This window comes from Streptomyces triculaminicus, from assembly GCF_017349075.1.
Lineage (GTDB): Bacteria > Actinomycetota > Actinomycetes > Streptomycetales > Streptomycetaceae > Streptomyces > Streptomyces triculaminicus.
The window spans coordinates 18,048-42,453 of record NZ_JAFMOF010000009.1 but is presented as its reverse complement, the minus strand read 5'-3'; the positions used below and the strand labels follow the sequence as shown (position 1 = coordinate 42,453).

22 protein-coding genes are annotated in these 24,406 nt (G+C 69.9%); 8 read left to right on the top strand and 14 right to left on the bottom strand.

Translation table 11 applies throughout. The features are described from left to right. The first annotated feature begins 462 nt into the window (after positions 1 to 462). Both J1792_RS33400 and J1792_RS33395 read left to right on the top strand, forming a co-directional pair. A complete protein-coding gene (locus J1792_RS33400; RefSeq protein ID WP_242647051.1) occupies positions 463 to 903 on the top strand; it encodes a MarR family winged helix-turn-helix transcriptional regulator in 441 nt (146 codons plus the stop codon). A gap of 49 nt (positions 904 to 952) precedes the next feature. Further along, on the top strand, positions 953 to 1,414 hold the full coding sequence (locus J1792_RS33395; protein WP_086566161.1) for a cupin domain-containing protein: 462 nt from the start codon (positions 953 to 955) through the stop codon (positions 1,412 to 1,414). Between the two features lie 216 nt (positions 1,415 to 1,630). On the opposite strand, the gene J1792_RS33390 is transcribed toward J1792_RS33395, so the two are convergent. The 4 genes from J1792_RS33390 to J1792_RS33375 all read right to left on the bottom strand — a co-directional run bounded on the left by J1792_RS33390 (position 1,631) and on the right by J1792_RS33375 (position 7,142). Then, on the bottom strand, positions 1,631 to 2,944 hold the full coding sequence (locus tag J1792_RS33390; protein ID WP_086566162.1) for a chloride channel protein: 1,314 nt from the start codon (positions 2,942 to 2,944) through the stop codon (positions 1,631 to 1,633). Between the two features lie 227 nt (positions 2,945 to 3,171). Beyond that, positions 3,172 to 4,950, bottom strand: coding sequence for a cation:proton antiporter (locus J1792_RS33385; RefSeq protein ID WP_207248962.1), 1,779 nt, complete (start codon positions 4,948 to 4,950; stop codon positions 3,172 to 3,174). A 63-nt stretch (positions 4,951 to 5,013) separates the two neighbouring features. Next, a complete protein-coding gene (locus J1792_RS33380; protein WP_207248961.1) occupies positions 5,014 to 5,934 on the bottom strand; it encodes an aldose 1-epimerase family protein in 921 nt (306 codons plus the stop codon). 254 nt (positions 5,935 to 6,188) lie between these two features. After that, the gene (locus J1792_RS33375) at positions 6,189 to 7,142 is read right to left on the bottom strand and encodes a DUF389 domain-containing protein (protein WP_086566165.1); all 954 of its coding nucleotides are present in this window, start codon (positions 7,140 to 7,142) and stop codon (positions 6,189 to 6,191) included. A gap of 354 nt (positions 7,143 to 7,496) precedes the next feature. Between J1792_RS33375 and J1792_RS33370 the strand changes: the two genes are divergently transcribed. From J1792_RS33370 to J1792_RS33355, 4 genes are all read left to right on the top strand, one after another. Further along, a complete protein-coding gene (locus J1792_RS33370) occupies positions 7,497 to 9,317 on the top strand; it encodes a glycoside hydrolase family 15 protein (protein WP_086566166.1) in 1,821 nt (606 codons plus the stop codon). 3 nt (positions 9,318 to 9,320) lie between these two features. Further along, entirely contained in the window at positions 9,321 to 10,265 is a 945-nt protein-coding gene (locus J1792_RS33365; protein WP_207248959.1) for a cyclase family protein, read from the top strand. Between the two features lie 5 nt (positions 10,266 to 10,270). Continuing rightward, positions 10,271 to 10,795 carry a gluconokinase gene (locus J1792_RS33360; RefSeq protein WP_278251545.1) on the top strand — a complete coding sequence of 175 codons (525 nt, stop codon included), beginning with the start codon at positions 10,271 to 10,273 and terminating at the stop codon, positions 10,793 to 10,795. Between the two features lie 172 nt (positions 10,796 to 10,967). Then, on the top strand, positions 10,968 to 12,545 hold the full coding sequence (locus tag J1792_RS33355; RefSeq protein ID WP_086566168.1) for a GMC oxidoreductase: 1,578 nt from the start codon (positions 10,968 to 10,970) through the stop codon (positions 12,543 to 12,545). 39 nt (positions 12,546 to 12,584) lie between these two features. Here J1792_RS33355 and J1792_RS33350 read toward each other — a convergent pair whose 3' ends face one another. The 7 genes from J1792_RS33350 to J1792_RS33320 all read right to left on the bottom strand — a co-directional run bounded on the left by J1792_RS33350 (position 12,585) and on the right by J1792_RS33320 (position 20,286). Continuing rightward, complete coding sequence (locus J1792_RS33350; RefSeq protein WP_207248958.1) at positions 12,585 to 13,625, bottom strand: cytochrome d ubiquinol oxidase subunit II; 1,041 nt, start codon at positions 13,623 to 13,625, stop codon at positions 12,585 to 12,587. Further along, a complete protein-coding gene (locus J1792_RS33345) occupies positions 13,625 to 15,109 on the bottom strand; it encodes a cytochrome ubiquinol oxidase subunit I (protein ID WP_086566170.1) in 1,485 nt (494 codons plus the stop codon). The genes J1792_RS33350 and J1792_RS33345 overlap by 1 nt, the downstream gene beginning before the upstream one ends. Before the next feature lie 95 nt (positions 15,110 to 15,204). Beyond that, entirely contained in the window at positions 15,205 to 16,569 is a 1,365-nt protein-coding gene (locus J1792_RS33340) for an NAD(P)/FAD-dependent oxidoreductase (RefSeq protein WP_086566171.1), read from the bottom strand. Between the two features lie 6 nt (positions 16,570 to 16,575). Next, positions 16,576 to 17,415 (bottom strand): SDR family oxidoreductase, encoded by an 840-nt coding sequence (locus J1792_RS33335; RefSeq protein ID WP_086566192.1) that lies wholly within the window; start codon positions 17,413 to 17,415, stop codon positions 16,576 to 16,578. 207 nt (positions 17,416 to 17,622) lie between these two features. Further along, complete coding sequence (locus J1792_RS33330) at positions 17,623 to 17,904, bottom strand: AMP-binding protein (RefSeq protein ID WP_278251544.1); 282 nt, start codon at positions 17,902 to 17,904, stop codon at positions 17,623 to 17,625. A 171-nt stretch (positions 17,905 to 18,075) separates the two neighbouring features. Continuing rightward, entirely contained in the window at positions 18,076 to 19,179 is a 1,104-nt protein-coding gene (locus tag J1792_RS33325; RefSeq protein WP_086566193.1) for a serine hydrolase domain-containing protein, read from the bottom strand. Between the two features lie 210 nt (positions 19,180 to 19,389). Beyond that, positions 19,390 to 20,286: an alpha/beta hydrolase gene (locus J1792_RS33320; RefSeq protein WP_086566194.1), complete on the bottom strand. Its 897-nt coding sequence runs from the start codon at positions 20,284 to 20,286 to the stop codon at positions 19,390 to 19,392. A 107-nt stretch (positions 20,287 to 20,393) separates the two neighbouring features. On the opposite strand from J1792_RS33320, the gene J1792_RS33315 reads away from it, so the two are divergent. Next, positions 20,394 to 21,428, top strand: coding sequence for a helix-turn-helix domain-containing protein (locus tag J1792_RS33315; RefSeq protein WP_207248956.1), 1,035 nt, complete (start codon positions 20,394 to 20,396; stop codon positions 21,426 to 21,428). A 186-nt stretch (positions 21,429 to 21,614) separates the two neighbouring features. Then, positions 21,615 to 22,025, top strand: a complete 411-nt coding sequence (locus J1792_RS33310) for a hypothetical protein (protein WP_207248955.1) — start codon at positions 21,615 to 21,617, stop codon at positions 22,023 to 22,025. A 48-nt stretch (positions 22,026 to 22,073) separates the two neighbouring features. On the opposite strand, the gene J1792_RS33305 is transcribed toward J1792_RS33310, so the two are convergent. The 3 genes from J1792_RS33305 to J1792_RS33295 form a co-directional block, all read right to left on the bottom strand. Next, positions 22,074 to 22,283: a hypothetical protein gene (locus tag J1792_RS33305; protein WP_143587541.1), complete on the bottom strand. Its 210-nt coding sequence runs from the start codon at positions 22,281 to 22,283 to the stop codon at positions 22,074 to 22,076. A gap of 127 nt (positions 22,284 to 22,410) precedes the next feature. After that, on the bottom strand, positions 22,411 to 22,920 hold the full coding sequence (locus J1792_RS33300) for an RICIN domain-containing protein (protein ID WP_086566174.1): 510 nt from the start codon (positions 22,918 to 22,920) through the stop codon (positions 22,411 to 22,413). A gap of 975 nt (positions 22,921 to 23,895) precedes the next feature. Continuing rightward, positions 23,896 to 24,255 (bottom strand): hypothetical protein, encoded by a 360-nt coding sequence (locus J1792_RS33295; RefSeq protein WP_207248953.1) that lies wholly within the window; start codon positions 24,253 to 24,255, stop codon positions 23,896 to 23,898. Between the last annotated feature and the right edge of the window lie 151 nt (positions 24,256 to 24,406).

Below are 24,406 nucleotides of genomic sequence, written 5' to 3'. Positions count from 1 at the left end.
AGCGCATGACCCAAGCCGTCCCCGCCCGACGCCTCGCCCAGTTCCTCGCCGACCTCGACCACATGACGGCAGCACTCGAGGAGTGACACCACCCCGGCTCAGCCACCACCCGCGCCCCCCGACAACGCCATGGCCGGCCGGCATACCCACCACCAACGACAACTCGCCGACCCATCCGGCGGCTGAGCAGAACCCTCGACGGCGGGCAGGACGATGAGGATCCCTGAAATTCCGCACTGACGCTCCTGTCCCCCACCTGGCCGTCCGGTCAACAAACCTGCAGGTTCTGCCGGTTCCCGCTTCCGCGCGCCGGATTGGGCGATCGCTTGGGCGGCACCCGGTCCGGAGACGGCAACCCGAGTGGCCTATAGTGAAACCAACTGTTCACTGGTTAACGATTGGTTGGGTGTGCTTCCTTCCCTTGAGGACATGCGTGCGCGGTGGACGGCGCAGCATCCGGACATGGACACCTCCCCGATGGAGGTGATCGCGCTGATCCGGCGGGTTCACACGCTGCATGAACGGGCGTTGCGTCCACTGCATGAGGCGGCGCCGGTCACGGCGCCGGAACTGGACCTGCTCATTCCGCTGCGGCACGCGTCGGGGCCGGTCATCGCCCGCCGTCTGGCCGCACATCTGGGGATCTCGCGCGTGGCGGTGAGCAAGAGCCTGGCCCGCCTGGAGGAGCGCGGCTACATCCGGCGCACCCCCAGCGCGGCGGACCGCAGGTCGGTGGAGGTCGTCATCACCGAGGCGGGCGCACAGGCCATCGACACGCTCTTCCCCCGCCTGCTGGAGCGCGAGGTCGAGCTACTGGCCGGCCTCGGCAAGGACCGCGAGCAGGTCGTGGCCGCCCTGACCCGGCTGACCGAGGTGCTCCAGGCCGCCGACCCCGACCGGTGAACCACCGCCCGAGACACCCTCTCCCCCGGCACCGAGAGACAGGACCCTCATGTCACACGAGCGATTCATCAAGCTGCTGCCCGGCGAGCGCAGGCCCGGCCGCGTCTCCCTGCCCCCGCCCTTCCAGCTCAAGGCACGCACCGAAGACACCGAAGGCCGCCTGTCCCTGCTGGAAGTCACCCTGGCCCGTGACATTCCCCGGCACACCCACCACCTCGCGGACGAGATGATCTACGTCCTGGAAGGCGAACTCGGCGTGCACTTCGACGGCGAAGACCTCACCGTCCCCGCCGGGTCCTTCATCCTCCTGCCCAAGGGCGTCCCGCACGCACTGAGCCGCGCCACCGACATACCGCCCCGCGTACTGCAGATCTCCTCACCCGGCGGCTGGGAGTGCTACCTGGAAGACCTCACCGAAGCCGGACCCGCCACCCACAACCCCGACGGCACCTTCAACCCCGCCGAGCTCAACCCCATCGCCGCCCCCTACGGCATCCAGTACGAGGAGTAACGCACCGCATCCCCGACAACCCGGCCCGGACCGGGAAACCACGGGGAAGCAAGGCCCGGGAAAAACCATAGGCAGAGGGCGGGGAATTTCAGGAACCCCATCAAGAGGTCCCTTGCGAGGGCGGAGGGTCGGGTGAAGTCGGTGGCGGTGCCGGAGGCGGCAGAAAGACACGGTCTCAGGACTGCTGCCGGCTCGGCCCCGAATTCCCTTCCGGCTTCAGGGAGGAGGAGGTGTGAGCCTGGCGGACACGACATGCGAGACCACGACCGAGACGATCACCAACGGCATGACGGTGAGCCCCTGTGACCCGAGCAGCAGGGTGGCCAGCAGGACCGAGGTCAGCGGAAGTCTGAGCATCGCGGCGCTCATCGCTCCCACGCCCGTGGCGAACCCCGCGACGAGGGACAGCCCCGGGAGGTGGGAGAGCAGGATGCCGCCCGCCGCGCCCACGAACATCGAGGGAAAGATGGGGCCTCCCCGGAAACTGCTGAGCGAAGCGCAGTAGGCCAGGCCCTTGCACAGCACCAGCAGCGACAGTGCTCCGATCGAATACGCGGTGCTGTGCGCGAGGAATGGTCCCAGCGCCGACTGGCCCGAATACAACACATCGGTCTCCGGCTTACCGGTGCTCTCCGCATAACCGATCGCCAGTCCCCCCACGACCAGGCCCATGACCACCGTGGCCGGCACACGTCGGCGTTCGACGTGCGTCTTCAGGCGAACGGCGAGCCACCGGATGCCCACGCCCGCGATGGCGGCCGACAGCCCGATGACAAGCGCCCAGCCGAATTCCGCGGCTGTCGGTGTCGCGGCCTCGGGCAGGTCGGTGAGTGCCAGCGAGTATGTGCCCAGCCCGGTCCAGGATCCCAGGCCGATGAAGACGAGCGCGCCGATGCCCGCAGCGAGCAGGCCGGGCACCAGGACCAGGGCCAGCATCGGTCCGCCGAGCCCCGAGGCCTCCATCAGGAAGAACGCTCCGAGCAGGGGCGATCCCAGCAGAGAGCTGATCGCCGCGAAACTGCCCGCCGCGGCCATCATCGCGCTCGCCCGCTCCGGGACATCACGTTTGGCGAGGCGCACGGCGCCCGCGGTCAGTCCGCCGCCGAGAGCGATGAGGGGCGCTTCCGGTCCGAGCACCGCGCCGAAGGCCAGAGTCGCCAGGGCGGCGAGGAAGATACCAGGAAGCTCGATCGGTGTGGGCGTGCCTCGGGGCTTGAAGCCGGCCGTCGGCTCGTGGCCTCCATGCCCCGGCAGGTATTGCACCGTGAGCCCCACGAGCAGTCCCCCGATGCCGAGCAGGGGCAGCGGCCACCAAGGCGGCGTGTCGTGGAGCCCCAGCGCCTTGGGCAGATCGGTGTAGAGCATCGGCTGGAGTTTGGCGACCAGCGCGAGGAAGCCGAACGCCGCCGCGGTCACCGGTACTCCGACCACCGCGGCCATCACCAGGAGCACCACGTAATTGCGGCTCCGGAGGATCGTGAACGGATCCGGCGGTGACGCGTCCGTGGGGCCTGTCCTGGCGTCCGGCATGCGCCTCGCCTCCTCGCGACGCGGACCCGAGACGTGGCTTCACCGGTTGTCCTCAGCGAACCCCGATCGCCGCATCACCCGCTCCAGGCGGCGTTTCCCACCCTGGCACGCCGTCATCCCACGGGCATTCCCAAGCCGCCCAAGCGGGTGGCACGGGGCTCCCTCCAGGCCGGCCCCACATCCGTGCGGACCGCACTCATGCGGCATGAGCATGAGCAGCGGCCGGCCTACTCCGGCGTTCGCGCGGTACCTCGCCCGCCGGGGGCCAGCAGAACAACCGTGTCCCCCGGCCCGGGCAACGGCGTGCCGGCGTCCGTGACCGGATCGAGGCGGCCGTCCGGGCGTACCAGGAACAGCAGGTCGCCACCAGGCGGCAGAGCAGCGCCGGCGGGCCGCGCCAGGACGGCCGCCCCCTCCTTGTATCTGCGGGAAAACGTCGGCCCCGTCAGATCCGCGCCGAACAGGACCTCGCCACTGACGAAGGGCGCCACCACGCCGTGGCTCTCGGGCGGTGCGGCAAGGTGGTGTACCACCCCCTCCACGCTGCCGCGCAGAATCGTTGCCGCCAGTGCGTTGAAGTCGTCCTCGGCGGTGAGGAAGAACACCGCCGTGATGCCCTCCAGCTCTGGGACCTGGCCCGTGACGGCGGCCAGTAGTTCACCTGGCGCAAGCTCGATCCCGGCCTGTCTGATGCGTTCGCGCTGCTGCTCCTGCCCCGCCCACATCACGACCTCCAACCCCGCCGACTTCAGGGCCACACCGAGGTCGACCACCCACGGGTCACCACCGACCAGCAGCGGACGCGAGCGGGAGGGGCGCACGACGCCCAGGCGCCTGGCCACGGGCGAGGCGGTCAGCCCGTAGAGCGTCACAGTCGCGACGATGACCACGAATGTGGCGGGGAGGATTTTCGATGCCCCGCCGATCCCCTTGGCCACGAGGCCGGCCGAGAACGTCGACGCGGTGGCGGCCGCGACGATGCCGCGCGGCGCCATCCAGCTGATGAAGCCTCTCTCGCCGCGCGTCAGATCCGTGCCGAGGGTGGACACAGCAGCGACCATCGGCCTGACGGCCAGCACCAGAAAGGCGGCGAGCCCGAGCGCGGGTAGCCCCACATGGCGCAGCGACTGTGGGGTGACGGTGGCCGAGATGGAGATGAAGAGCAGGCCCAGGATCAGGGTTACCAGGGTCTCGAAGAACGGCCGGCGCGCCGGGATGTCGAAGCCGGGGAGGTTGGCGACGGCCAGGCCCATCATCACGGCGGCGATGAGTCCCGTGTCCTCGCGCAGGACATCGCAGAGCGCCGCCACCCCGATCACCGCTGCGAGCTGCGCCGTGGTGCCGAGCACCTCACCGGGCCGCAGCGCCCGGAACAGCCCCCACAGCAGAGCCGCCCCGGCCACTCCGCCGGCCGCTCCGATGCCCACACTGGTCAGGAAGTCCGCAGCCGCACTGTAGAAGTGGTGCTTCGTGCCGGCCGCGACCGCGTGGAAGACCAGTGCTCCCAGAATGCCTCCGACCGGGTCGATGAGGGAGCCTTCCCAGACAAGGATGTGCTGGAGCCGGTCCTTCGGGCGCACGAAGCTGAGCAGCGGTCCGACGACCGTCGGTCCCGAGACCACGAGGATCGCGCCGATCATGACGGCCGCCTGCTGGGACATGCCCAGCAAAGGCGCGGCGAGGAGCGCGCCGAGCAGCCATGTGATCGGTACCCCGATACAGATCAGCCTGAAAACGACGCGGCGCCTGTGGCCTCTCATCCTCGCCAGGTCCAGCCCGAGGCCCGCGTCATAGAGGATCACAGCGACGGCCAGCGACACCAGCGGTGAGAATGCCGCTCCCAACAGCCGCTCGGGGTTGACGTCGTCGATCAGTGCGCCGGCGGCGAAGCCGGTCGGCAGCAGGACGATGAGGGCGGGGATGCGCAGGCGGCTCGCCAGGATCTGCGAGCCGACCGCGAGCACGAGGGTCAGGCCCACTCCGATGAGGACCTGATCCGTCGTCACAGGTCGCCCCTTCGCCGCGTGGTGGGCCCGATGGGGATCAGGGCGCGGGCCATGACCGTGCCTTCATTCCCCCCATGGCGTGATCCCCCACCGGACGGTGTGCCGCTCGCCCGGGCCGAGGCTGATGAGAGCCGTGCCGCTGCGGAAGGCGTCCGGCGGGCAGGTCATGGGTTCGACGGCGACCGCGCGGCGGCGTTCCCCCGGCGGGAGGGTGTCGCCGGTGTAGAGCTGCACGTAGTCGGCTCCCTCGCCGAGCCACACGTCCGTGCCGAACGCACCCGACGGATGGGCCAGGCGAACCACGGCCCGCCCGTCCGTGTCCCGGTCGAGGTCGCCGAAGGGGGTGTCCAGTCGACGTGCTCCGACGGTCTGCGGTGTCCGCAGGTCGTACGGCGTCCCCGCGACCGGCTCGGCGGCCACCGGCAGGCCACGCTCGTCGGTGCGCAGCCACGTCCGGGCGGGGACGGTCAGCACCGACTCGTCGACTACCTCGGTGCCCGCCGTGACGTAGGGATGCTGGCCGAAGCCGTAGGGGGCGGCACGCGCGTCGAGATTGCGCGCGGTGACGGCGACCTCGAGGCCGCCCTCGCCCAGGGCGTACTCGGCGCGGAGGTGGAGACGGAATGGGTAGCCCGGCTGTGGCCACAGCGAAACCTCCAGGACGGCCCGGCTGTCGCTCGCCTCCATGACCTGCCACGAAGTCCACCGGAGCAGTCCGTGGATGGCGTTGCCGCTTGCCGGCTCGGTGAGCGGCACCTGGTGGTCCTGCCCATCCCAACGGTAGCGGCCGTCCCGGATCCGGTTGGGCCACGGCACCAGGATCTGGCCGCGCCCGCCGGTGATCAGGTCGTGTGCGGCGAATCCGTCGACCACGGTGCGTTCTCCGACCGCGTACGTCCGGAGCGCCGCGCCCAGCTCGACGACGACCGCACTGTGCACACCATGGCGCAGGGTCAGCTGTCGTCCGGTGCGGCTCTCCTGCACCTGTGGCCTCCTCGGTCCGCCCGACCGGCGTCCTCGGGCATGGGCGCAACGGTGGCCCGCGGTCCTGGCCCCCTCGTCGGGAGCGTGCGGCCCCGCACCTGCCCGGTCAAGCGCGACACGTTCGCGCGGGCGCGATCGCCCGGCACGTTCGCCCACCGGGACCACAGGAGGCGGAGCCACCGCTGCGCCCGGCTGCGGGGCCGGCCCGTTCGGCGCACGGGTGGTGTGACGCTCCCTGGACGGCGGCGGTGGCTTCATCTCCCGCCGGAGCGCCCGCTGCGCCGGCCGATGTACCGCCAGACGGCCCGCTGGAATCGGAGCATCAGCACGCCCACCATGATCAGCAGCACGATGTTGAGGAGGAGTTGGATCAGGGATCCGCGCGCCTCGCTCCAGCTGGAGAACGCGCAGGAGACGCCGATGTCGGCGGCGGCGGGGATGGTGGTGACCGAGATGAAGACGCCGAACAGCGCGCTCGTCCTGGCCTGCGTCAGCGACATGATCCCGACGATGCCGGCCAGGACCGCGACGACGACCGAGAAGCTGTTGGGGGCGTCGATCAGTGTGGAGACCGGTCTGATGCCCAGGTCGAACGCCTCGGGCTGGAGGCCGAGGCCCCGGATCGTCCATGAGAACAGGAAGGTCACCACGACGGCCAGCAGAAATCCCGCGGTCAGGGCGGAGAGGCCCTGCCGGATCCTGATGCGGTTGCCACGGTCGATGCCCAGGGCGACACTCGTGATGGCGCCGTACTCCGGTCCGACGACCATCGCCGCGACGATCAGGATCTGAGAGTTGGTGATGATTCCCACCGCCCCGATGACGCCTGCGATGACCAGGTAGACGTAGAAGCTCGGCAGATAGGTGCCCTCGGCGCGGATGCGTGCTTCGACCTCCTCCCAGACGGGGGCGTGCGCGAGCGCCCCGAGCTGCTGCTTCTCCGCCTCGGCCGCGGTGCCGGAGAAGGCCATCCCGACCGGTTCGATGATGATGGATCCGCGGCGGTCGAGTTCCAGCTCGCGCAGACCGCGCAGCACGGCGTTGGCCGCGCCCGCCAGGATGTCGCATTCGACCGCGTCGCCGTCGGGGTTGCGTGCCAGTCCGGGAAGGACCGTCAGATTGAAGACGTAGCGGTCGCCGCTCAACAGCCCGACTGCCCGAGGCGTGAGATCAGGGGGGCTCACCAGTCGGATGTGGATCATCTCCATGCACAACCTCCGTCGCTCCGCCGGCGCTGCACCGAGGCGCCGCGGTGCCTGTGCACCGGGTCGGGGCCCAGCTGTACCCGGCCGACCCCGGTCAGTAACGCCCGCCGGGAGGGCGGACGACGGACCGAGTGCGGTACCTCGGGTCCGCGGCCGCGGTCGCTTCGGCCGCACGGCCAAGCCCCGGCTACGGTGCCCCGGCAGCCGCCGTTGCGCCGTACGAGTGCTCGCCGCGGATCGCCGTCGCCGGCGGCGGCGCCCCTGGGCGTACGGTCGTCGACCGCAGCGGCGTGGCAAGGCCCACCGGGTCGCCGGATAGTGGACACAGGGGGCCTCTCCCGAGACTTCGGAGCAGCCATGGACCGCTACCCTCCCATCGCCGAGCACGGCCTGGTGGGCGATCTGCAGACCTCCGCGCTCGTCTCGTCACAGGGCGTCGTCGACTGGTTCGCCGCTCCCAGGTTCGATTCCCCCAGCATCTTCGCCGCGCTCCTCGACCACGACGGCGGCGGGTACATGCGGCTGGCTCCCGAGCACCCCGACGGGACCTGCAAGCAGCTCTACTACCCCGACACCGCGATCCTGGTGACCCGGTTCATGTCACCGGACGGCGTGGGCGAGGTGGTCGACTTCATGCCCCCGGACCGGACCCGCACCGCCACCGACCGGCACACCCTGGTCCGCCTGGTCCGCGCCGTGCGGGGGACGGTCGACTTCACCCTCGAATGCCGGCCGCGCTTCGACTACGGCCGGGCCGGGCACGAACTCGAGCTCGGCGAGAACGGCGCTTTGTTCCGGGCCCCGGGGCTCGACGCGCACCTGCAGTCCACCTTCCCGCTGGAGCGGGACGGCCAGGACGTGCGCGGAAGGGTGACGCTGAACTCCGGAGAGTCCGGCGGCGCCGTGTTCACCGTCTGCGCGTCCGACGGCGAGGCACCCGCACCCCCCACGGTCGACGGGCTCGCCGCACAGATGGAGGAAGTCGCCCGGTTCTGGCATCAATGGCTGCGCCAGTCCCGCTACCGGGGGCGGTGGCCCGAGCTGGTGCACCGCTCGGCCATCACCCTCAAGCTCCTCACCTACGCCCCCACCGGCGCCCTGGTCGCGGCGGCCACCACGGGCCTGCCCGAGCAGGTCGGCGGCGAGCGGAACTGGGACTACCGGTTCACCTGGGTACGCGACGGCTCACTGTCCGTGCGGGCCATGCTGGACCTCGGCTTCGCCGACGAGGCCACCGCCTTCGTCCACTGGCTGGTGGACAGGCTGCGTGAGCGCGAGGGCAAGGAGGGCGAGCCGCTCCAGACGATGTACCGGATCGACGGCGATCCCGACCTGCCGGAGGAGACACTCGATCACTTCGAGGGCTACCGCGGCTCCTTCCCCGTCCGCATCGGCAACGGCGCCGCCGACCAACTCCAGCTCGACATCTACGGCGAGGCCCTCTACGCGATCTCCCAGGGGCGCGAGATCGCGCAGCAGACGAGCTTCGAGGGATGGCAGGCACTCACCAGGACACTGGACTGGCTCGCCGACCACTGGGACCGGCCGGGCGAGGGCATTTGGGAGACCCGCGGCGGCCGCAAGAACTTCACCTACAGCAGGGTGATGTCGTGGGTCGCCTTCGACCACGGGCTGCGCCTGGCCGAATACTTCCGCAGGCCCGCCGACCTGGAACGGTGGCGGGGGGCGAGGGATGCCGTGTTCGAGCAGGTCATGGAACGCGGCTGGAGCGAAAAGGAGCGCGCCTTCGTCCAGCACTACGACGGCGACGTCCTGGACGCCTCACTGCTGGTCATGCCCAGGGTCGGGTTCATCGCTCCCCGGGCCGGGGCCTGGCTCTCCACGCTTGACGCGATGGATCGAAAGCTCGTCTCCGACAGCCTTGTCTACCGCTACGACCCGGCGGCGTCGCCGGACGGGCTGCGCGGCTCGGAGGGCACGTTCAGTCTGTGCACCTTCCTCTACGTCGACGCGCTGGCCCGGGCGGGGCGGCTGTCCCAGGCCCGTTACGCCTTCGAGAAGATGCAGACCTACGCCAACCACGTCGGGCTGTTCGCCGAGGAGGTCGGTCCGAGCGGGGAGCAACTGGGCAACTTCCCCCAGGCGTTCACCCATCTGTCCCTCATCATGGCCGCCATCACCCTCGACGAGGCGCTCGACGCGGAGGACAGGCGCTGACCCATGGCCACGCACGCCCGTCCGGCAGGGCCGCCACGGCTGACCGCGGCCGAGTTCGACGTGCTGTACCGGCGCCTGCTCTCGCGCGCCGCCTGGGCCAGGGGCGACCGGGGTGCCCTGGCCTCACTCACTCCGGCCCGGGTGCTGGCCGCCACCCGCGAGGTGCGGACCGGCCGGACGGTGACGCTCGCCTCGCCTGTGGAGACGCTGCCCGGTCCGGACAATCCCGAGCCGGCGAGGCACCGCATGAGCGTGCAGCCGGAGGACGACACCGTGGACGGGCTCCACTTCGCGATGGACAGCTTCGCCATGAACGTGCACGGCGACGCCGACAGCCATATCGACGCGCTGTGCCACGTGATCTACGACGGCACGCTGCACGGCGGCGTGGCCGCGAGCAGCGTCACGTCCGGCGGCGCCGAGGCGCTCTCCGTCGAAGTGGCTCGCAACGGGATCGTCGGACGCGGCGTGCTGCTGGACGTCCCGCGGCTCCGTGGCGTGCCGTGGCTCGAACCGGGCGACCACGTGAGCGCCGACGACCTCACCGCGGCCGAGACCGCCCAGCACGTACACGTGAGTGAGGGCGATCTCCTGTTCGTCCGGGTCGGCCACCGCAAACGCAGGAGCGAGCTGGGCGCGTGGCACGCGGCGAATGCGCGCGCGGGGCTCCATCCGTCCGCGCTGGAGTTCCTGGCGGAGCGGCGGGTCGCCGTACTCGGCGGCGACGGCAACAACGACACGGCCCCGAGTTCCACCGAGGGGGTCGACTTCCCCGTGCATGTGCTTGCGATCCACGCCATGGGCCTTCACCTGATGGACTACCTGCAGTTCGAGGGTCTGGCGCCGGTGTGCGAGACGGAGGGGCGCTGGTCGTTCCTCTGCGTGATCGCCCCACTGCGACTGCCGGACGCCACGGGCTCACCGGTCAACCCGATCGCCGTCCTCTGAACGTCGTGCGAGCAGCTGCCCCCGTGCCGGCCGTCGTCGTGGTCATGGGTGTCTCGGGTTCGGGGAAGTCCACCGTGGGCGGACTGCTCGCCCGGCGGCTCATGGTGCCCTTCCTGGAGGCGGACGACCTCCACCCCGCCGCGAACCGCGCCAAGATGGCCGCAGGCCGTCCGCTCGACGACGAGGACCGCCGGCCATGGCTGCTGTTGCTCGCCGACCGGATCCGGGAGGCGACCGACTCCGGCCAGGGCGCGGTGGTGGCGTGCTCGGCCCTCAAGCGCGAGTACCGGGATCTGCTCCGTAGGGCAAGCGCCGGCGTGTGGTTCCTGGACCTGGCGCTCGACCGGGCTACCGCGGCCGAACGGGTGGCCCGACGGGCCGGCCATTTCATGCCGGCCGAGCTGGTGGACTCCCAGTACGCCGCCCTCGAACCACTGCGACCGGACGAGCCGGGGTTGACCGTCGACGCGGCAGGCGACCCGCAGGTCATCGTCGACGCGGCGGCGAATGCCGTGCGGGCGGCCCACTGACTGCACACCTGATCGGCTCCCCTACGGTCGCCACTCCCTGGACCGCCCGATAGCTTCACATTTAGTGCTGAACGTCCCGACAGCGTGCCCGCGCGTCCGGCGCGGTGCAGCACAGGGGCCCTCAGGGCGCTACGGCCAGGGCGGCCAACGACTCCGAGAACGGGATCTCCGCATGGCCGACGATCACCACGACGTCATCATCATCGGTACGGGAGCGGGCGGCGGCACTCTCGCCCACCGGCTGGCCCCCACCGGCAAGCGGATCCTCATTCTGGAGCGCGGCGACTACCTGCCACGGGAGCGGGACAACTGGGACTCCACCGCGGTCTTCGTCAAGGGCAAGTACCGTGCCCCCGAGTTCTGGTACGACAAGCACGGCAACGAGTTCCCCCCGGAGGTGAACTACTACGTCGGGGGCAACACCAAGTTCTACGGTGCCGCCCTCTTCCGTCTCCGGCCCGAGGACTTCGGCGAGCTGCGCCACCACGACGGCGTCTCACCCGCCTGGCCGATCCGCTACGAGGATCTGGAGCCGTACTACACGCAGGCCGAGCAGCTCTACCTGGTGCACGGGCGGCATGGCGAAGACCCCACCGAGGGTCCGGCCAGCGGCCAGTACCCCCACCCACCGGTGGCACACGAGCCGCGCATCCAGCAGCTCAGCGACGACCTGGAAAAGCACGGACTGCACCCCTTCCACCTGCCCATCGGGGTGAACCTCACCCAGGACGAGAACGGCCGGGCCACCCATTCCAGCGTGTGCATCCGCTGCGACCGGGTCGACGGCTTCCCCTGCTTGATGGGCGCCAAGTCCGACGCGCAGGTGATCTGCGTCGACCCGGCGCTGAAGCACGACAACGTCACGATGGTGACGGGCGCCGACGTACGGCGCCTGGAGACCGACCCGACCGGACGCACCGTCACCAGGGTCGTGGCCCGGCTCGGAAACGGAACGACCGAGTCCTACAGCGCCGACATCGTGGTGGTCGCCTGCGGCGCGGTCAACTCGGCGGTCCTCCTGCTGCGTTCGGCCAACGACAAGCACCCCGGCGGCCTCGCCAACAGCTCGGACGTGGTGGGACGCCACTACATGCGTCACAACAACCTGGCGCTGATGGCGGTGTCGAAGGAACCGAACCCCACCAGGTTCCAGAAGACCCTGGCGCTCCACGACTGGTATCTGGGAGCGGACGACTGGGACTTCCCGCTCGGTGGCATCCAGATGCTCGGCAAGTCGGACGCCGACCAGATCCACGGCGAGGCGCCGCGCTGGGCCGGCGCGGTCACGCCCGACATGCCGTTCGAGATGCTGGCCCACCACGCCGTCGACTTCTGGCTGTGCGGGGAGGACCTCCCCCTGCCCGGTAGCCGCGTCACCCTCGACAAGAACGACGACATCCACCTGGCTCTCGACGAGAAGAACAACATCGCGGGACTGAAGCGCCTCCAGCACAAACTGCAGGGAATGCTGGGCCGCCTGGGCATGCACGAGCACCACCTGCTGTCGCACAGCATCTACCTGCACAAGGGCATGCCGATCGGTGCCACCGCGCACCAGGCCGGCACCGTCCGGTTCGGTGACGACCCGGGCAGCTCCGCACTGGACGTCCATTGCAAGGCCCACGACCTGGACAACCTCTACGTGGTCGACACCAGCTTCTTCCCCAGCATCGGCGCGGTGAACCCGTCGCTCACGGCCATCGCCAACGCCCTGCGGGTCGGCGACCACATCGCCGCCCGGCTCGGCTGACGGGGTGCCGCACGCTACGAGGGAGCCGGCGGAGCGCCGCTACAGGGTGTCCCCGGGCGCCCTGGCGGCCCGGGTGTCGGCGTCGGAGAGCGGCTCCAGCTCACCCATGGTGTCGAGCCGGTAGAGCAGCACCAGCGCCGGGCCGACAAGCACGATCGCGATGGCCGTGACGATGCCCAGCCAACGCAGGGTGTGGGCGGCGCCGGCCGCCTGGGCCACCGTCAGCGAGGTGGGCAGCACGTAGGGTCGCTGTGCGAAGCCCCAGGCGCCGATGGTCAGGGCGACACTCGCCACCGAGGTGTAGCGGGACCAGCCGTAGGACCGGCGCAGCAGAAGCAACACCGTGGCCAGACCGCAGACCGCGGCCAGGGCGATCAGCAGCAGGCCCAGGCCCCCGGTGAGGCCCTCCCAGACATACCGGGCGTGGTTGTGGGTGACGGGCAGACCGATGAGTGCGAGGACGACCACGGCACAGAAGGCCAGCAGGGCCCGCAGCCGGAAGTAGCCGACGAGGTCGTCGGCGCCGAACCGCCGGGCGTCGCAGCAGAGGAACACCGCCCCGAGAAACGCGGTGGCGGCGATGGCCAGCAGACCCGCGAGGACGGAGGTCGGATTGGCCCAGGCGTCCGCGGACGCGTTGATCCCCACCGCGACCCGACCGGCGGCGATGCCTCCGAGCACCGCCCCGAGGAAGAACGGCGTGAGCAGCGACGAGATGGCGAACATCGCACCATAGAGCCGTCGTTGGGCCAGGCGGCGGGACGGCTTGCGAAGGGCGAACCCGGCGCCGCGGAGCACCAGGCCCACGGCCGCGAGCGCGAGGGGCAGCCACATCGCCTCGAACACGGCCTGGAACATCCTCGGAAAGCCGGTCCACATGATGACGAAGACGAAGATCAACCAGACGTTGTTGGTCTCCCAGACCGGCTCCATCGCGTGATCGATGAGCCACCGGGGCCGCCGGCCCCGTTCCGCCCCTCCGGCCAGGAGATCCCAGAAGCCCGCGCCGTAGTCGGTGCCCCCGGCACAGGCGTAGGCGGCGATCGCGAGCACCATGACCCAGGCGATGAGAGCGGCCATCATGACGCACCGCCGGACGTGCGGTCGGACCCGCCACCAGGCGCGGCCCCTGTGGCTGCCGGCTCGGGCTCGCTTCTGGGCCCGTAGGGGGTGTCGGTCTCGGGCGGGAGTGCGGCGCGCTCGGCGGCCGAGCCCTCGTCCGCGATGCGCCAGCGAGTTCGCATCGTCAGGACGATCGCGAGGAACGCGCCGAAGACGGCCACGTACACGGCCATCACGATGCCGAGCATCGCCCACAGCGATCCGGCTCTGGTGGTGGTCACCGCCTCCGAGACCCGCATGTGGTGGTAGACGATCCAGGGCTGACGGCCGACCTCCGTGGTGATCCAGCCGCACTCCACGGTGACCAGGCACGCGGCTCCCGCGATCGCGGCGCTGCGGAAGAACCAGCGGCTGCGAGGGAGGTCCCGGTGTCGCAACCAGGACCAGGCGTACCAGAGAGCGAGCAGGATCAGCAGGCTGCCGATGGTGACCATGATGTCGAACGCCCAGTGGGCGATGGTGGCCTGGACGGCGGTGGGGCGGTCGGCGGCCGGGACCGACGTCAGCCCGGTCACCTGGGTGCTGGGCTTGAAACCGGCGAGGATCGAGTCCAGCTGGGGGATCTTGAGTCCGCCGGCGATCGTCCCGTCGCTGTTCAGTCGTCCGAACATGTACTCGGGCACGTGGGTGTCCGTCTTCCAGACGATCTCCATGGCGGCGAACTTGACCGGCTGCTTGTGGAAGACGGCACGAGCGGCGGAGTCGCCGAGCATGAACTGGACCGGCGTGAGGATTGCCGCGACGGTGAACGGCAGCGTGAAGCCGAGCCGGTGGTACCGGTCGCGGCGCCCGCGCAGCCAGCCGACCGCGTACACGCCGGCGACCACGTAGCCGGCGGTCATGAACATCGCGACCACGAAGTGCCAGTACTCCGGGCCGAACATCGGTGTGAAGACCGCCTGCCGCACATCGACGTCGACGGGATTTCCCTGGGCGTCGAGGCCGAACCCCTGTGGGGTGTTCATCCAGGAGTTGGCCGCGATGATGCCGAACGCGCCCATCAGGGCCGCCGGCGGCAGCGGTACGGCCAGCCACAAGTGCGTCCAGGGCTTGAGCCGGCGCCAGCCGTAGAGGTAGATCGCGATCAGGACGGCCTCCAGGAAGAACGCCCAGGCCTCGACGCCGAACCCGAGGCCGAAGACGTCGCCCCAGCGGCCCATCATCCCGGGCCACAGCAGGCCGAGCTCGAAGGACAGCACGGTGCCGGTGACGACGCCGATGGCGAACTGGACGGCCATCACCGCCGACCAGCGCCGTGCGAGCCGAAGGGCGACGGCGTCGTTGCGGCGCAACGCCCGGTGGTGCATCAGCACCGTGATGAACGGCAGCGCCACACCGAACGGGACCAGCAGGATGTGCGAGGCCAGGGTGAAGGCCATCAGCTCACGAGCCGGCAGGAGCTGGGGCGGGGTGTTCGCCAGAAGGGCCGCTGTGCTGAGCATGTGCGCCTCGAGGGTCTGCCCCGCGGGACGCGGGGGCTGAGGAACGACAAGGGTGCGAAGGGGGGCAGCCGGGAGGTGCCGGCCGGTTGCCGAGGTCAGGGAGGCGGCGGGGGCGCCTTCTGCACGGGTGCCGGGCCGGCGGGCGCGCCTTCACCTCGTCCGGCGTCGGCGCCGGCGTCCGACAAAGTGAAGGCGCGCTCGCGTCGCGAGCTGGTGGCGAAGGCGACGGACCAGCTGAGCACCGCTCCCAGCCTGCTGCGGAATCCGGTGAGGAAGGCGAGGTGGATGAAGAGCCAGACGAGCCATCCGATCGCGCCCGACAGGTGGAGCGGGCCGGCCTTGACGACGGCCCGGCCGCGGGAGATGTAGGCGGCGCTGCCGAGGTCCCAGTATCTGAAGGGCTTCGGCTGCTTCGTCCTGCCCTCCACCGCGTGGCGCACGACCCGGCCGGCGTACGCGCCCGACTGCATGGCGACCTCGGCCAGGCCCGGCAGCTTGTTCAGGCTCATCACGTCGCCCGTGATGCGGATCTCCGGGTGGCCGGGAACGGTGAGGTCGGGTTCGACGACGATGCGTCCGGCCCGGTCCTGTGTGGCGCCGGTCGCCCGGGCCAGTGCGGCGGCGATGGGCGGCGCCTCGACCCCGGCCGTCCACAGCACCGTGCGTGCCTCGAACCGGGTGGTCGCGCCGTCCTGGTCCTGAACCGTCAGGCCGTGCGCGTCGACGTCGGTGACCTTCGTGCCCAGGTGGAGCTCCACGCCGAGGCTCCGCAGTGTGCGGGCCGCGCGATGGGCCAGGGGGCGGCCGAACGCGCCCAGCACCTCGTCGGCCCCCTCGAAGAGCAGCACCCGGGCATGGGCGGAATCGATCGTCCGGAACTCCCGGTCGAGCGTGTGGCCCGCGATCTCCCTGATCTGTCCGGCGAGTTCGACACCCGTCGGCCCGCCGCCGACGAGCGCGAAGGTGAGCCACTGCTGCCGTTCCCGGGCGTCTGCGGCCGTTTCGGCCATCTCGAATGCCTGGTAGATCCGTCGGCGGATGTCCAGCGCGTCGTTCAGGGTCTTCATGCCGGGGGCGTGAGCGGCGAACTCGTCGTGCCCGAAGTAGGACTGGCGCATGCCGACTCCGACGATCAGGTCGTCGTAGGGCAGCTCGACGGCTCCGCCGTCCGGTCGTCGGGCGTGGACCAGCCGGGCTTCGACGTCCACGTCGGTGGCTTCGGCGAGCAGGCAGCTCACGTTGTGATGGCGTCGCAGCACCGTGCGGAGCGGTTGCGCGATCTGGCCCTCGGACAGGATTCCGGAGGCGCACTGGTAGAGCAGTGGCTGGAAGAGGTGGTGGGCACGGCGGTCGACCACCGTCACGGCGACCGGTGACCGGCGTAGGGCGCGGGCGGCGAACAGCCCGGCGAAGCCCCCGCCGAGGATCACCACCCGGCGGGGCGTGACGTGATCCTGCATCGGTGATCAGCCGCCGGTGGCGAAGCCGGGGAAGAGCGTCATTCCGCCGTCGACGTAGAGCGTGGCGCCCACGACGTAGTCGAGCAGGTCGGACGCCATGGCGACGACGGCGTTGGCGATGTCGTCCGGGTCGCCCACGCGGCGGTACGGGATGAGGCGCAGCAGGTCGGCCTCGGCCTCGGGGGTGGACCAGGCATCGCGGTTGATCGGTGTGCGGATGGCGCCGGGCGCGACCGCGTTGACCCTGATCCGCTTCGGGGCCAGCTCCTGGGCGAGGGTCTGCATCAGCATGCCCACACCGCCCTTGGAGGAGGCATAGTTCACGTGCCCCGACCACGGAACGATCTGGTGGACCGAGCTCATGCAGATGATCTTCCCGGCCGAACGGGACACCTCCGCCACCACACCGCGCCGTACGAACTCCTTGGCGGCCTCGCGCGCGCAGAGGAACTGGCCGGTCAGGTTGACGTCGATGACCTTCTGCCACTGGGCGAGAGTCATGTCCGTCACGGCCGCGTCCCGCTGCAGGCCCGCGTTGGCCACCATGATGTCGATGGTGCCGAACTCCTCGACCATCCGCGCGACCATGGCGACCACTTGGTCCTCGTCGGACACGTCGGCCTCGTGGGCGTAGGCGCGAACCCCGAAGTCCTTGATCTGCGCCACGACCTTCTCGGCCTCGTCCGCACCGACGACGTAGTTCACCACGACGTCCGCTCCGGCCCGGCCCAAGGCAACGGCGGTCGCCAGGCCGATACCCGAGTTGGCGCCGGTCACCAGCGCCTTCTGGCCCCTGAGAAGCTGCGCGGACACCGTCCTGCGGCTCTCGTCGACACTTCCTGGCACCACGATCTCTCCTTCGGCGTTTCGGACGGCACGCACGCCAGGACGGGCGACACGCACAAGAAGGCCGGGATCCGGCCGGCCGCCAGGACGACCATGAGAGCCGTCGTATGCCCGGCCCCCAGACCCAAGCACCCTGCGTCGCGGGCGGGACAGTCCGGCGCGCCACGCGACCGTATTCGCCCGGGCACGTCACACGGTCGGGCTACCTCAGCTCTTCGTCCCGCACCGCCACGGCCGCCTGGGCCACCCCGGGCAGGGGGCCAGGGCTGCCCGCACCTCGCCGGGCTCGACCCTGTGACCGCGGATCTTCACCTGGTCGTCGTCGCGGGCCGGATACTCCAGCGCCCCGCCGGGCCCGCGCACGGCCCGGTCGCCGGTACGGTACATACGGGTGCCCGCCGGGCCGTGCGGATCGGCGACGAAGCGTTCGGCGGTCCGGGCAGGAAGACCCGGATACCCCTGGGCGACCTGATCCCCGGCGACGTACACCTCGCCGGGCGCTCCCTCGGGGACCTCGGCCAGGTCGGGGCCGAGCAGCAGGCTGGTTCTGAGCGGCTGCCTCGGCGCGCAGGCCGGCGGGGTCCGTGGGGTCGTAGAAGAAGAGAAGCCCTGTGGGTCAGCGAGCGTGCGGCAATCCGGCTACGGGACGAATGCCGGGACCTATGAGGCATTCTTGGCCTGGGCGTGTGCGTCACCGCACATCGCTTGCCGGTACAGCGTCTTCAGCGCGTCGTCGATGGGGTGGTGCTGCGGCTTCCCCGAGGAGTCCGGCTTGTTCCACCTCTGAAGGTTGACCGCGACGGACATCTGACGCTTGCCGTCGGCCCGGGTCAGGGAAATCGTTCCGGCCCCCCACACCGTGCCGTCGTGGCCCCAGAAGGTGCCGCAACCCTGGATGTCGACCTTGTGCAGACCGAGGCCGTATTCGATCATCGTTCCGTCCAGGGCGACGACCGGGACCGTGCGCTGCATCTGAGCCAGCGACGCCTGGTTGACGATCTTGCCGTCGAGCAGCTTGCCGTAGAAGCGGTTGAGGTCCTCCATGGTCGATACGAGAGCGGCCCCCGTCCCCGTCCAGGACATGTTGTAGACGCTGTAGTCGCGCGGTGGGTCGTTCAGGCCCCACAGGGCCTCGTACATCCGCGAGTGCGGTCCCTTGATACCCGGCCCGGCCGGGAACTCGGTGTGCCTGAGCCCGGCACGCTCGATGACATTCCGGGTGATGTACTCCTCGGCCGTGGTACCGGTCACCTGCTCCAGGAGTTGGCCGAGGAGCAGGTAATTGGTGTTGGAGTACACCCCCGGAGTGGCTCCGGGCTCGCCTGCGGGAGGCGCGTTGACCCCTATCTCGATCAGCTCGGCCGGGCGGAACTGCCTGAACCGGTTGTCGTCCAGGCTCTTGGGCGACATGTTCTGCAGAGAAGGGAATGCATAGCGGATGTAGTCGGGGAGGCCGCTGGTGTTGTTGAGCAGCATCCGGACCGTGATCTTCCTGCCGCGCTCTCCCGGCACCAGCTGCGGCAGATAGCCGCCGATCGGCGCGTCGAGCTGGATGCGGCCCTGCTCGACCTGCTGCATGACCGCGGCGGCGGTGAAGGTCTTGGTCACGCTGCCGACGCGCTGGCGCATGTCGGGCGTGACGGGACGGCCGGTCGTGACATCGGCGACCCCGGAGGCGCCGCGCCATGTCCGGCCGGCATCGCGTACCTCGGCATACACCCCCGGCACGCCGGCGCGGTGGACACCGTCCGTGGCGGACTTCAGCTCTACGGGATCGAGGCCGGTCGCCGGGCTGGTGCCGGCGGCCGGTGCGGCCCTTGTCCCGTCGGGCGCGGGAGCTGCCGCCACCGTGCCCGCACAGACGCTCAGCGCGGCCACGCTTCCACATATTGCCCGTCGGATCTTCAAGACATCCGTCCTTTCATGATCAATGAGTGCAACGGGGACTCTCCCCGTGCCTTCGGCATCCACGGCTCACTGGGCCAGCGCGCGGCGCAGGGCGGCGCCGAGTTCGGCGATCTGCCGCTGCGAGACCTCGGCGGACAGGATCGCCTGCGACCCGTGGAAGGTGCCGGGCCACTGGTGGAGCTCGACCGACACGCCCGCCTGCATCAGGCGCAGCGCGTATGCGATGTCCTCGTCGCGGTTCGGGCAGAACTCGGCGGTGGCGATGTAGGCCGGTGGCAGGCCGGAGAGATCGGTGGCCCGAGCCGGGGCGGCGTACGGTGTGGCGGGCTGGGAGCCCAGGTAGTGCCGCCACGCTGCGGCAAGCTTGTCGCGGTTGAACCAGGGCGTGTCGGTGAAGTTCCGCGCCGACCACGTCTCCTGCCGGTCGTCCAGTCCCGGCTGGTTGAGCAGTTGGAAGTGGACCGCTGGCCCCTGCTCGTCGCGCGCCCGCAGGGCCACCGCGGCCGCGATGTTCGCGCCGGCGCTGTGTCCTCCGACCGCGATCCGCGCGGGGTCGATGCCGAGTTCGTCCGCGTGCTCGGCCGTCCAGGTCAGTACGGCATAGGCGTCGTCGAGGGCGGCCGGAAACCGGTGTTCGGGCGCCAGGCGGTAGCCCACCGAGATCACCGCCGCCCCGGAGAGGCCCGCGATCCGGGCGGCCCAGGGATGCTCGGTGTCCAGGTCACCGAAGACTCCGCCGCCGCCGTGCAGCCAGACGATGGCGCCTTGCGCCTGGTGCGGGCGGTAGACCCGCACCGCCACGTCCGGGTCGGCGGACACCGTGCGGTCCTCGACCTCCATGTTCGAGGTGTCCGGTGCCGGCGCCGCGGCGGCACGCTCGGAGAAAATCTTGCGCGAGGTGACCGGGTCGTTCATGTCCAGTTGCGGGAGAAACGGGATGAATGCTTCGAGTTCGGGATCCATGACGACCATCCTCACGGTCGTCACCCGGTGGGTCACCCGCCATCCGTCGCGCATCCCATCGCGATCACGCACCGATCGGCGCACCCCGGTCCTTCTATCCTTCTGCCATGGAAGCACTGGCCGTTCGGCTGTCGGGACTGGATCCGTACATCGACGGCGCGATGCGCATCGTCGCGTTCTACGACACGCTGATGCGCCGACGGGTGGATCTCCCGGCGCTCGCCCGGGCCTCGGCGGGCCTGGCCGAGTGCGTGGCAGGGATTCGGCTCCACGGCACAGGGCGGGTGACCCGCGTCTCGCCCGACGGCAGGCACGCTTCCGCCCCGCCGGCACCCGCGTCCACCACGGTGCCGATCACCCTCGATGAGGAGGAGATCGGCACGGTGTGGCTGGAACGCCCAGGCCCGCCGAATCCCCTCGACGACGTGCTCCTCGACCGGCTCGCCATCGCCGCCGCGGCCGTCGCCGAGCAGTACGGCCCAGCCCGCACCACCATGGCCGACCCCGCCCTCGTCGAACTGGCGATCAGCGCCGACAGCGACGAGGCGGCCAGAGCACGGGCGCTTCGGCTGCTGGGTTTCGCCGCCGACCAGCCGGTCCGCGTCGTCGCCGTACGGTCTCGGCTCCCGCTCTGCCGGCTCGGCGGCCTGTTGTGCCCGGCCGGCCCGGTGAAGGCGGCACCTCTCGCCGACGTGGGCGTCATCCTGGCCACCGCCATCGATCCGGCCCGGTTTCCGGCGGGCGTACGTGCGGGCATCGGCGCCGCGGAAAGCCCCGACCGCTCCTGGCTGCAAGCCCGCACCGCCCTCCGCTTCACCGGCCCGCGCGAACCGGTCGTCCGCTACGCCGACCTGGGCGCGCTGGCGCTCCTGGCCGAGATACCCAAGGAAGCCTCGCGCGACAACGCCGACGTGGCCGCCATCGCCCGGATCTCCGGCACCCCGGAAGACATGGAGACTCTGGAGACCTACTGCGCCACCGGCTCCCTGCGCCGGGCAGCCGACCTCCTCCACCTGCACCACAGCAGCGTCGCCCGCCGACTCGAACAGATCGCGAAGACCCTGGGCATCGAACTCACTGAACCCACCGGACTGATGCGGATCAGGCTCGCCCTCACCACATGGCGGCTACTCGACGACTGAGGAAGATCTACCCCGTCACCCGAAGTGCCCGCATACGGGGGTGCGCTTGACGCCGAGGTCGTCGGCGATCTGCTGCACGGTGTACCCGCGTCGGCCGTCCTCTACGGACGGTTGAACGCACCCTGGCGTTGTTGATCCATTTCGTGGTTGTCTCGGTCTCAGCCCTTTAAGGGAGAAGGAACGAGCATGAGGCGCTTTGTCCGTATCCTGGCCCTGACCGGAGCGACCGCTGCAGCCGGCACCTTGACGCTGCTGGCCGCCCCGACCGCCCAGGCCGCGCCATCCGATGGGCCGGCGTGCGTCACGGCCGCCGGGACGAAGTCCTTCGGGCGGGGCGAGATATCGATGTGCCCGCAGGGCGACGGCACCACGCGGGTCACCGGCTGGGTCGAGGACCTGCTGCCGGGCAAGGGCTGGGGCACGCCGGACGGGCGCTGCGCGGGCTGGTGGATCGAGATGGGCGCGAAGGGCGGGATGGTCGGCCCGCTGGTGTGCCCGCACTTCACGAGCTCGCACGAGACGACGTACAAGTTCGACTACACGTTCAAGCCCAAGGCTCCGGTGACAGGCGCGAAGCTGAACGCTTTCACGGCCTGACGCGGGTCGAGCACCCTGCCTTCCGGGAGACACTTGTCCGGACTCCGGTCAGCGTCCCGGGCCGGCCCCCGTACGGACGTCGACCCATGAGCGGTTCGGTGCGCTCGCCTCCCGACGCGCGGCCTCGTACGCGGTGCGGGCACGCTGCCGCGGCGCCGCCTCGGTCGTGACACGGATGGGCACGCCGACCACGCCAGGACGGGCGAGAGTCTCCAGGGCGGCTTCGTTGGTCTGCAGGGGTTCTGGTCCGACTGCCACGAAGCCGAGCACTGCGAGTGCCCCTGACGCCTGCGAATCCCATGCTCTGGCCCTCGATCGAGGATTCCGGCCGCGGCGCGCGCAAGTTGGGCGAACCCGATGACCTCATTTCCCGTCCTGCAGGCTCTTACTGCTGATGCCACCTGTAGTACTGGTGGGAGGGATCGCAGACCGTCGTTTGCAGAAGGGTGCCGTTTCGCACGCTGGGCGTCGACAGGCAGAGCCCGCTCGACACGTTCTGCCAGACCTGGTACCAGCCTGAGGGCGGCCCGTTGGGGTTGTCCGCGAAGAGGACGCGCCACTGCTGGGTGGGGGCTGCCGCGTTGCAGAACGCCATCGTGACCGTCCCCGACCCCGAGGCCGGCGCGGTGATGCACCGTCCCGTGCGCTGGTTGGTGAAGGTGAACAGGCCGGTCTGGGTGTTGAACCCTTCGAGCCACTTCTGCTCGGAACCACCGCTGCAGGACCACATGTGGAGCTTCGCGGAGTTCTCGGTGGCATTGTCGAGACAGTGGCTCGAATTCCAGACGTTGATCGGGCTGAAGCCTTCGGCTTGCGCAGGCGCACCGGCCACGGAGAGGGCCGACACCGCCAACACCGCAGTGGCGAGTCCGAAAAATCTACGTCGTGTGAGCATGACCTTCTCCGGTTTCTCAGTGGAGACCGGCGGAGAGCCCGAACAGCATCCGGTAAGTACAGAGGAAAGGGTCCGAGCGTCGCGAGTCCCGAGGCTGCCCGCTGGAGACGTCGGCGAAATTCTCCGGTCAGGCGCCCTGAGTCTCACAGCAAGGCTTGTTTCGAGCAACGCACCGAGGCCCATTGTCCGATTTTCGTAGGGGTTGATCGCCCAGGGATCGTCGTCCGGGGTGCTGGCGGTCGTTGTGCGCTTGGAGTGGGTCATGAGGCGAGGGCCAGGGGGCGAACGACGCCGAACCCTTGAACCTCGGCGCCGCGAGCAGCAATTCCGGACACGGAGCACCTCGCATCAGCAGGTGCTCGAGGGCTGCTCAGCAGCGGGTCGCCGACGTGACGGGACGGCTTCATGTGAAACAACATCACCGCACAGGTTCGAGTCCCGTGCCCACGACACCGTGGAGCCGTCAGGCAGTCCGAACGACATAGACAGCAACAATGCCGACGTATTGACCGAGGTGGGTCAAAATTCAACGGCATATATCGCCTACTGACCCATCTTCGATGGCGATCCGTCAAGGTTCTGTGGCACGGGACAGCTGCCCCGTGAGACGACATGGACCATGGCGATTCCGTACACGAAAAGCGGACCGGAAGCCTTCGCCAACTCGTCCGGGGTGGGCGACGGACACGGCTGCGGTGAAGTGGGCGGCAACCAGTTCGGCGGGAGCAACGGCGCGGGTATGGCGCGTGGCTGTCCCGTACGGCCGACCGCGTCCGTTTCTTCGCCGCCCCCAGGATCTGCCCGACGGATCACATGACTTTCCGGGCTCGGGACGTCAGGTCCGGTGAGCTCGTAACGGGATCACGAGTTGGCCTTCGGAAGAACCGCACCCGCCTGCGTTATACGCCCACTACGAAGCAACTCTCCCGGTCGCAGTCATCAATGCATGGCCGCGAAGGGATGGTGGGGAATGCCTTACGCTGCGGGTGACCACGGGATCCAGGGAAGAGCCTCACGCCAACCGGGTCGCCCGTAGGCCCAGGCCTGAAGCACCTCAGCCACAGGTTCTACGGCGAAGGTCTCGTGCTCGCGGGGTACCCATGCCTGGAAGTGCCTGTCCGGCCCTCCCTCTCGGTATTCCACCTGACAGCTCAGGTCGTCGTTGAGGTAGACCTGCATGAAGTGCTGGTCGGCAGGTTCCGCGTCGAGCCGCCTCACGACGACAAAACGCCACGTAAGGCTCATATCGGCCAGCAAGTCGTGAAGTTGTTCCTCGGACGGGTCGTCCCAGGTCGTTCCGTCCGCCTCGATCGCCTGAAGTACTGGTGCTGCCATGCAGGTGACTCTAGTGACCGATCAATCCCTGGTCCTCGGTGGGCTCGGTTGCCGAAACACGCCTCATGGGCTCGTGCATGCCAGCGCCGGGTCGGGCCCCGGCGAGGCTCTCGATCAGCTCGGCTACGTGCGGACCGGCCAGACGCACGTA

What these genes read in the sequence shown, in the direction of transcription:
- J1792_RS33365 (WP_207248959.1), top strand. Translation starts at nt 9,321, where the DNA reads ATGGCCACGCACGCCCGTCCGGCAGGGCCGCCACGGCTGACCGCGGCC.
- J1792_RS33310 (WP_207248955.1), top strand. Translation starts at nt 21,615, where the DNA reads ATGAGGCGCTTTGTCCGTATCCTGGCCCTGACCGGAGCGACCGCTGCA.
- J1792_RS33345 (WP_086566170.1), bottom strand. Translation starts at nt 15,109, where the DNA reads ATGCTCAGCACAGCGGCCCTTCTGGCGAACACCCCGCCCCAGCTCCTG.
- J1792_RS33340 (WP_086566171.1), bottom strand. Translation starts at nt 16,569, where the DNA reads ATGCAGGATCACGTCACGCCCCGCCGGGTGGTGATCCTCGGCGGGGGC.
- J1792_RS33395 (WP_086566161.1), top strand. Translation starts at nt 953, where the DNA reads ATGTCACACGAGCGATTCATCAAGCTGCTGCCCGGCGAGCGCAGGCCC.
- J1792_RS33300 (WP_086566174.1), bottom strand. Translation starts at nt 22,920, where the DNA reads ATGCTCACACGACGTAGATTTTTCGGACTCGCCACTGCGGTGTTGGCG.
- J1792_RS33370 (WP_086566166.1), top strand. Translation starts at nt 7,497, where the DNA reads ATGGACCGCTACCCTCCCATCGCCGAGCACGGCCTGGTGGGCGATCTG.
- J1792_RS33400 (WP_242647051.1), top strand. Translation starts at nt 463, where the DNA reads ATGGACACCTCCCCGATGGAGGTGATCGCGCTGATCCGGCGGGTTCAC.
- J1792_RS33375 (WP_086566165.1), bottom strand. Translation starts at nt 7,142, where the DNA reads ATGGAGATGATCCACATCCGACTGGTGAGCCCCCCTGATCTCACGCCT.
- J1792_RS33390 (WP_086566162.1), bottom strand. Translation starts at nt 2,944, where the DNA reads ATGCCGGACGCCAGGACAGGCCCCACGGACGCGTCACCGCCGGATCCG.
- J1792_RS33350 (WP_207248958.1), bottom strand. Translation starts at nt 13,625, where the DNA reads ATGGCCGCTCTCATCGCCTGGGTCATGGTGCTCGCGATCGCCGCCTAC.
- J1792_RS33355 (WP_086566168.1), top strand. Translation starts at nt 10,968, where the DNA reads ATGGCCGACGATCACCACGACGTCATCATCATCGGTACGGGAGCGGGC.
- J1792_RS33295 (WP_207248953.1), bottom strand. Translation starts at nt 24,255, where the DNA reads ATGGCAGCACCAGTACTTCAGGCGATCGAGGCGGACGGAACGACCTGG.
- J1792_RS33315 (WP_207248956.1), top strand. Translation starts at nt 20,394, where the DNA reads ATGGAAGCACTGGCCGTTCGGCTGTCGGGACTGGATCCGTACATCGAC.
- J1792_RS33320 (WP_086566194.1), bottom strand. Translation starts at nt 20,286, where the DNA reads ATGGATCCCGAACTCGAAGCATTCATCCCGTTTCTCCCGCAACTGGAC.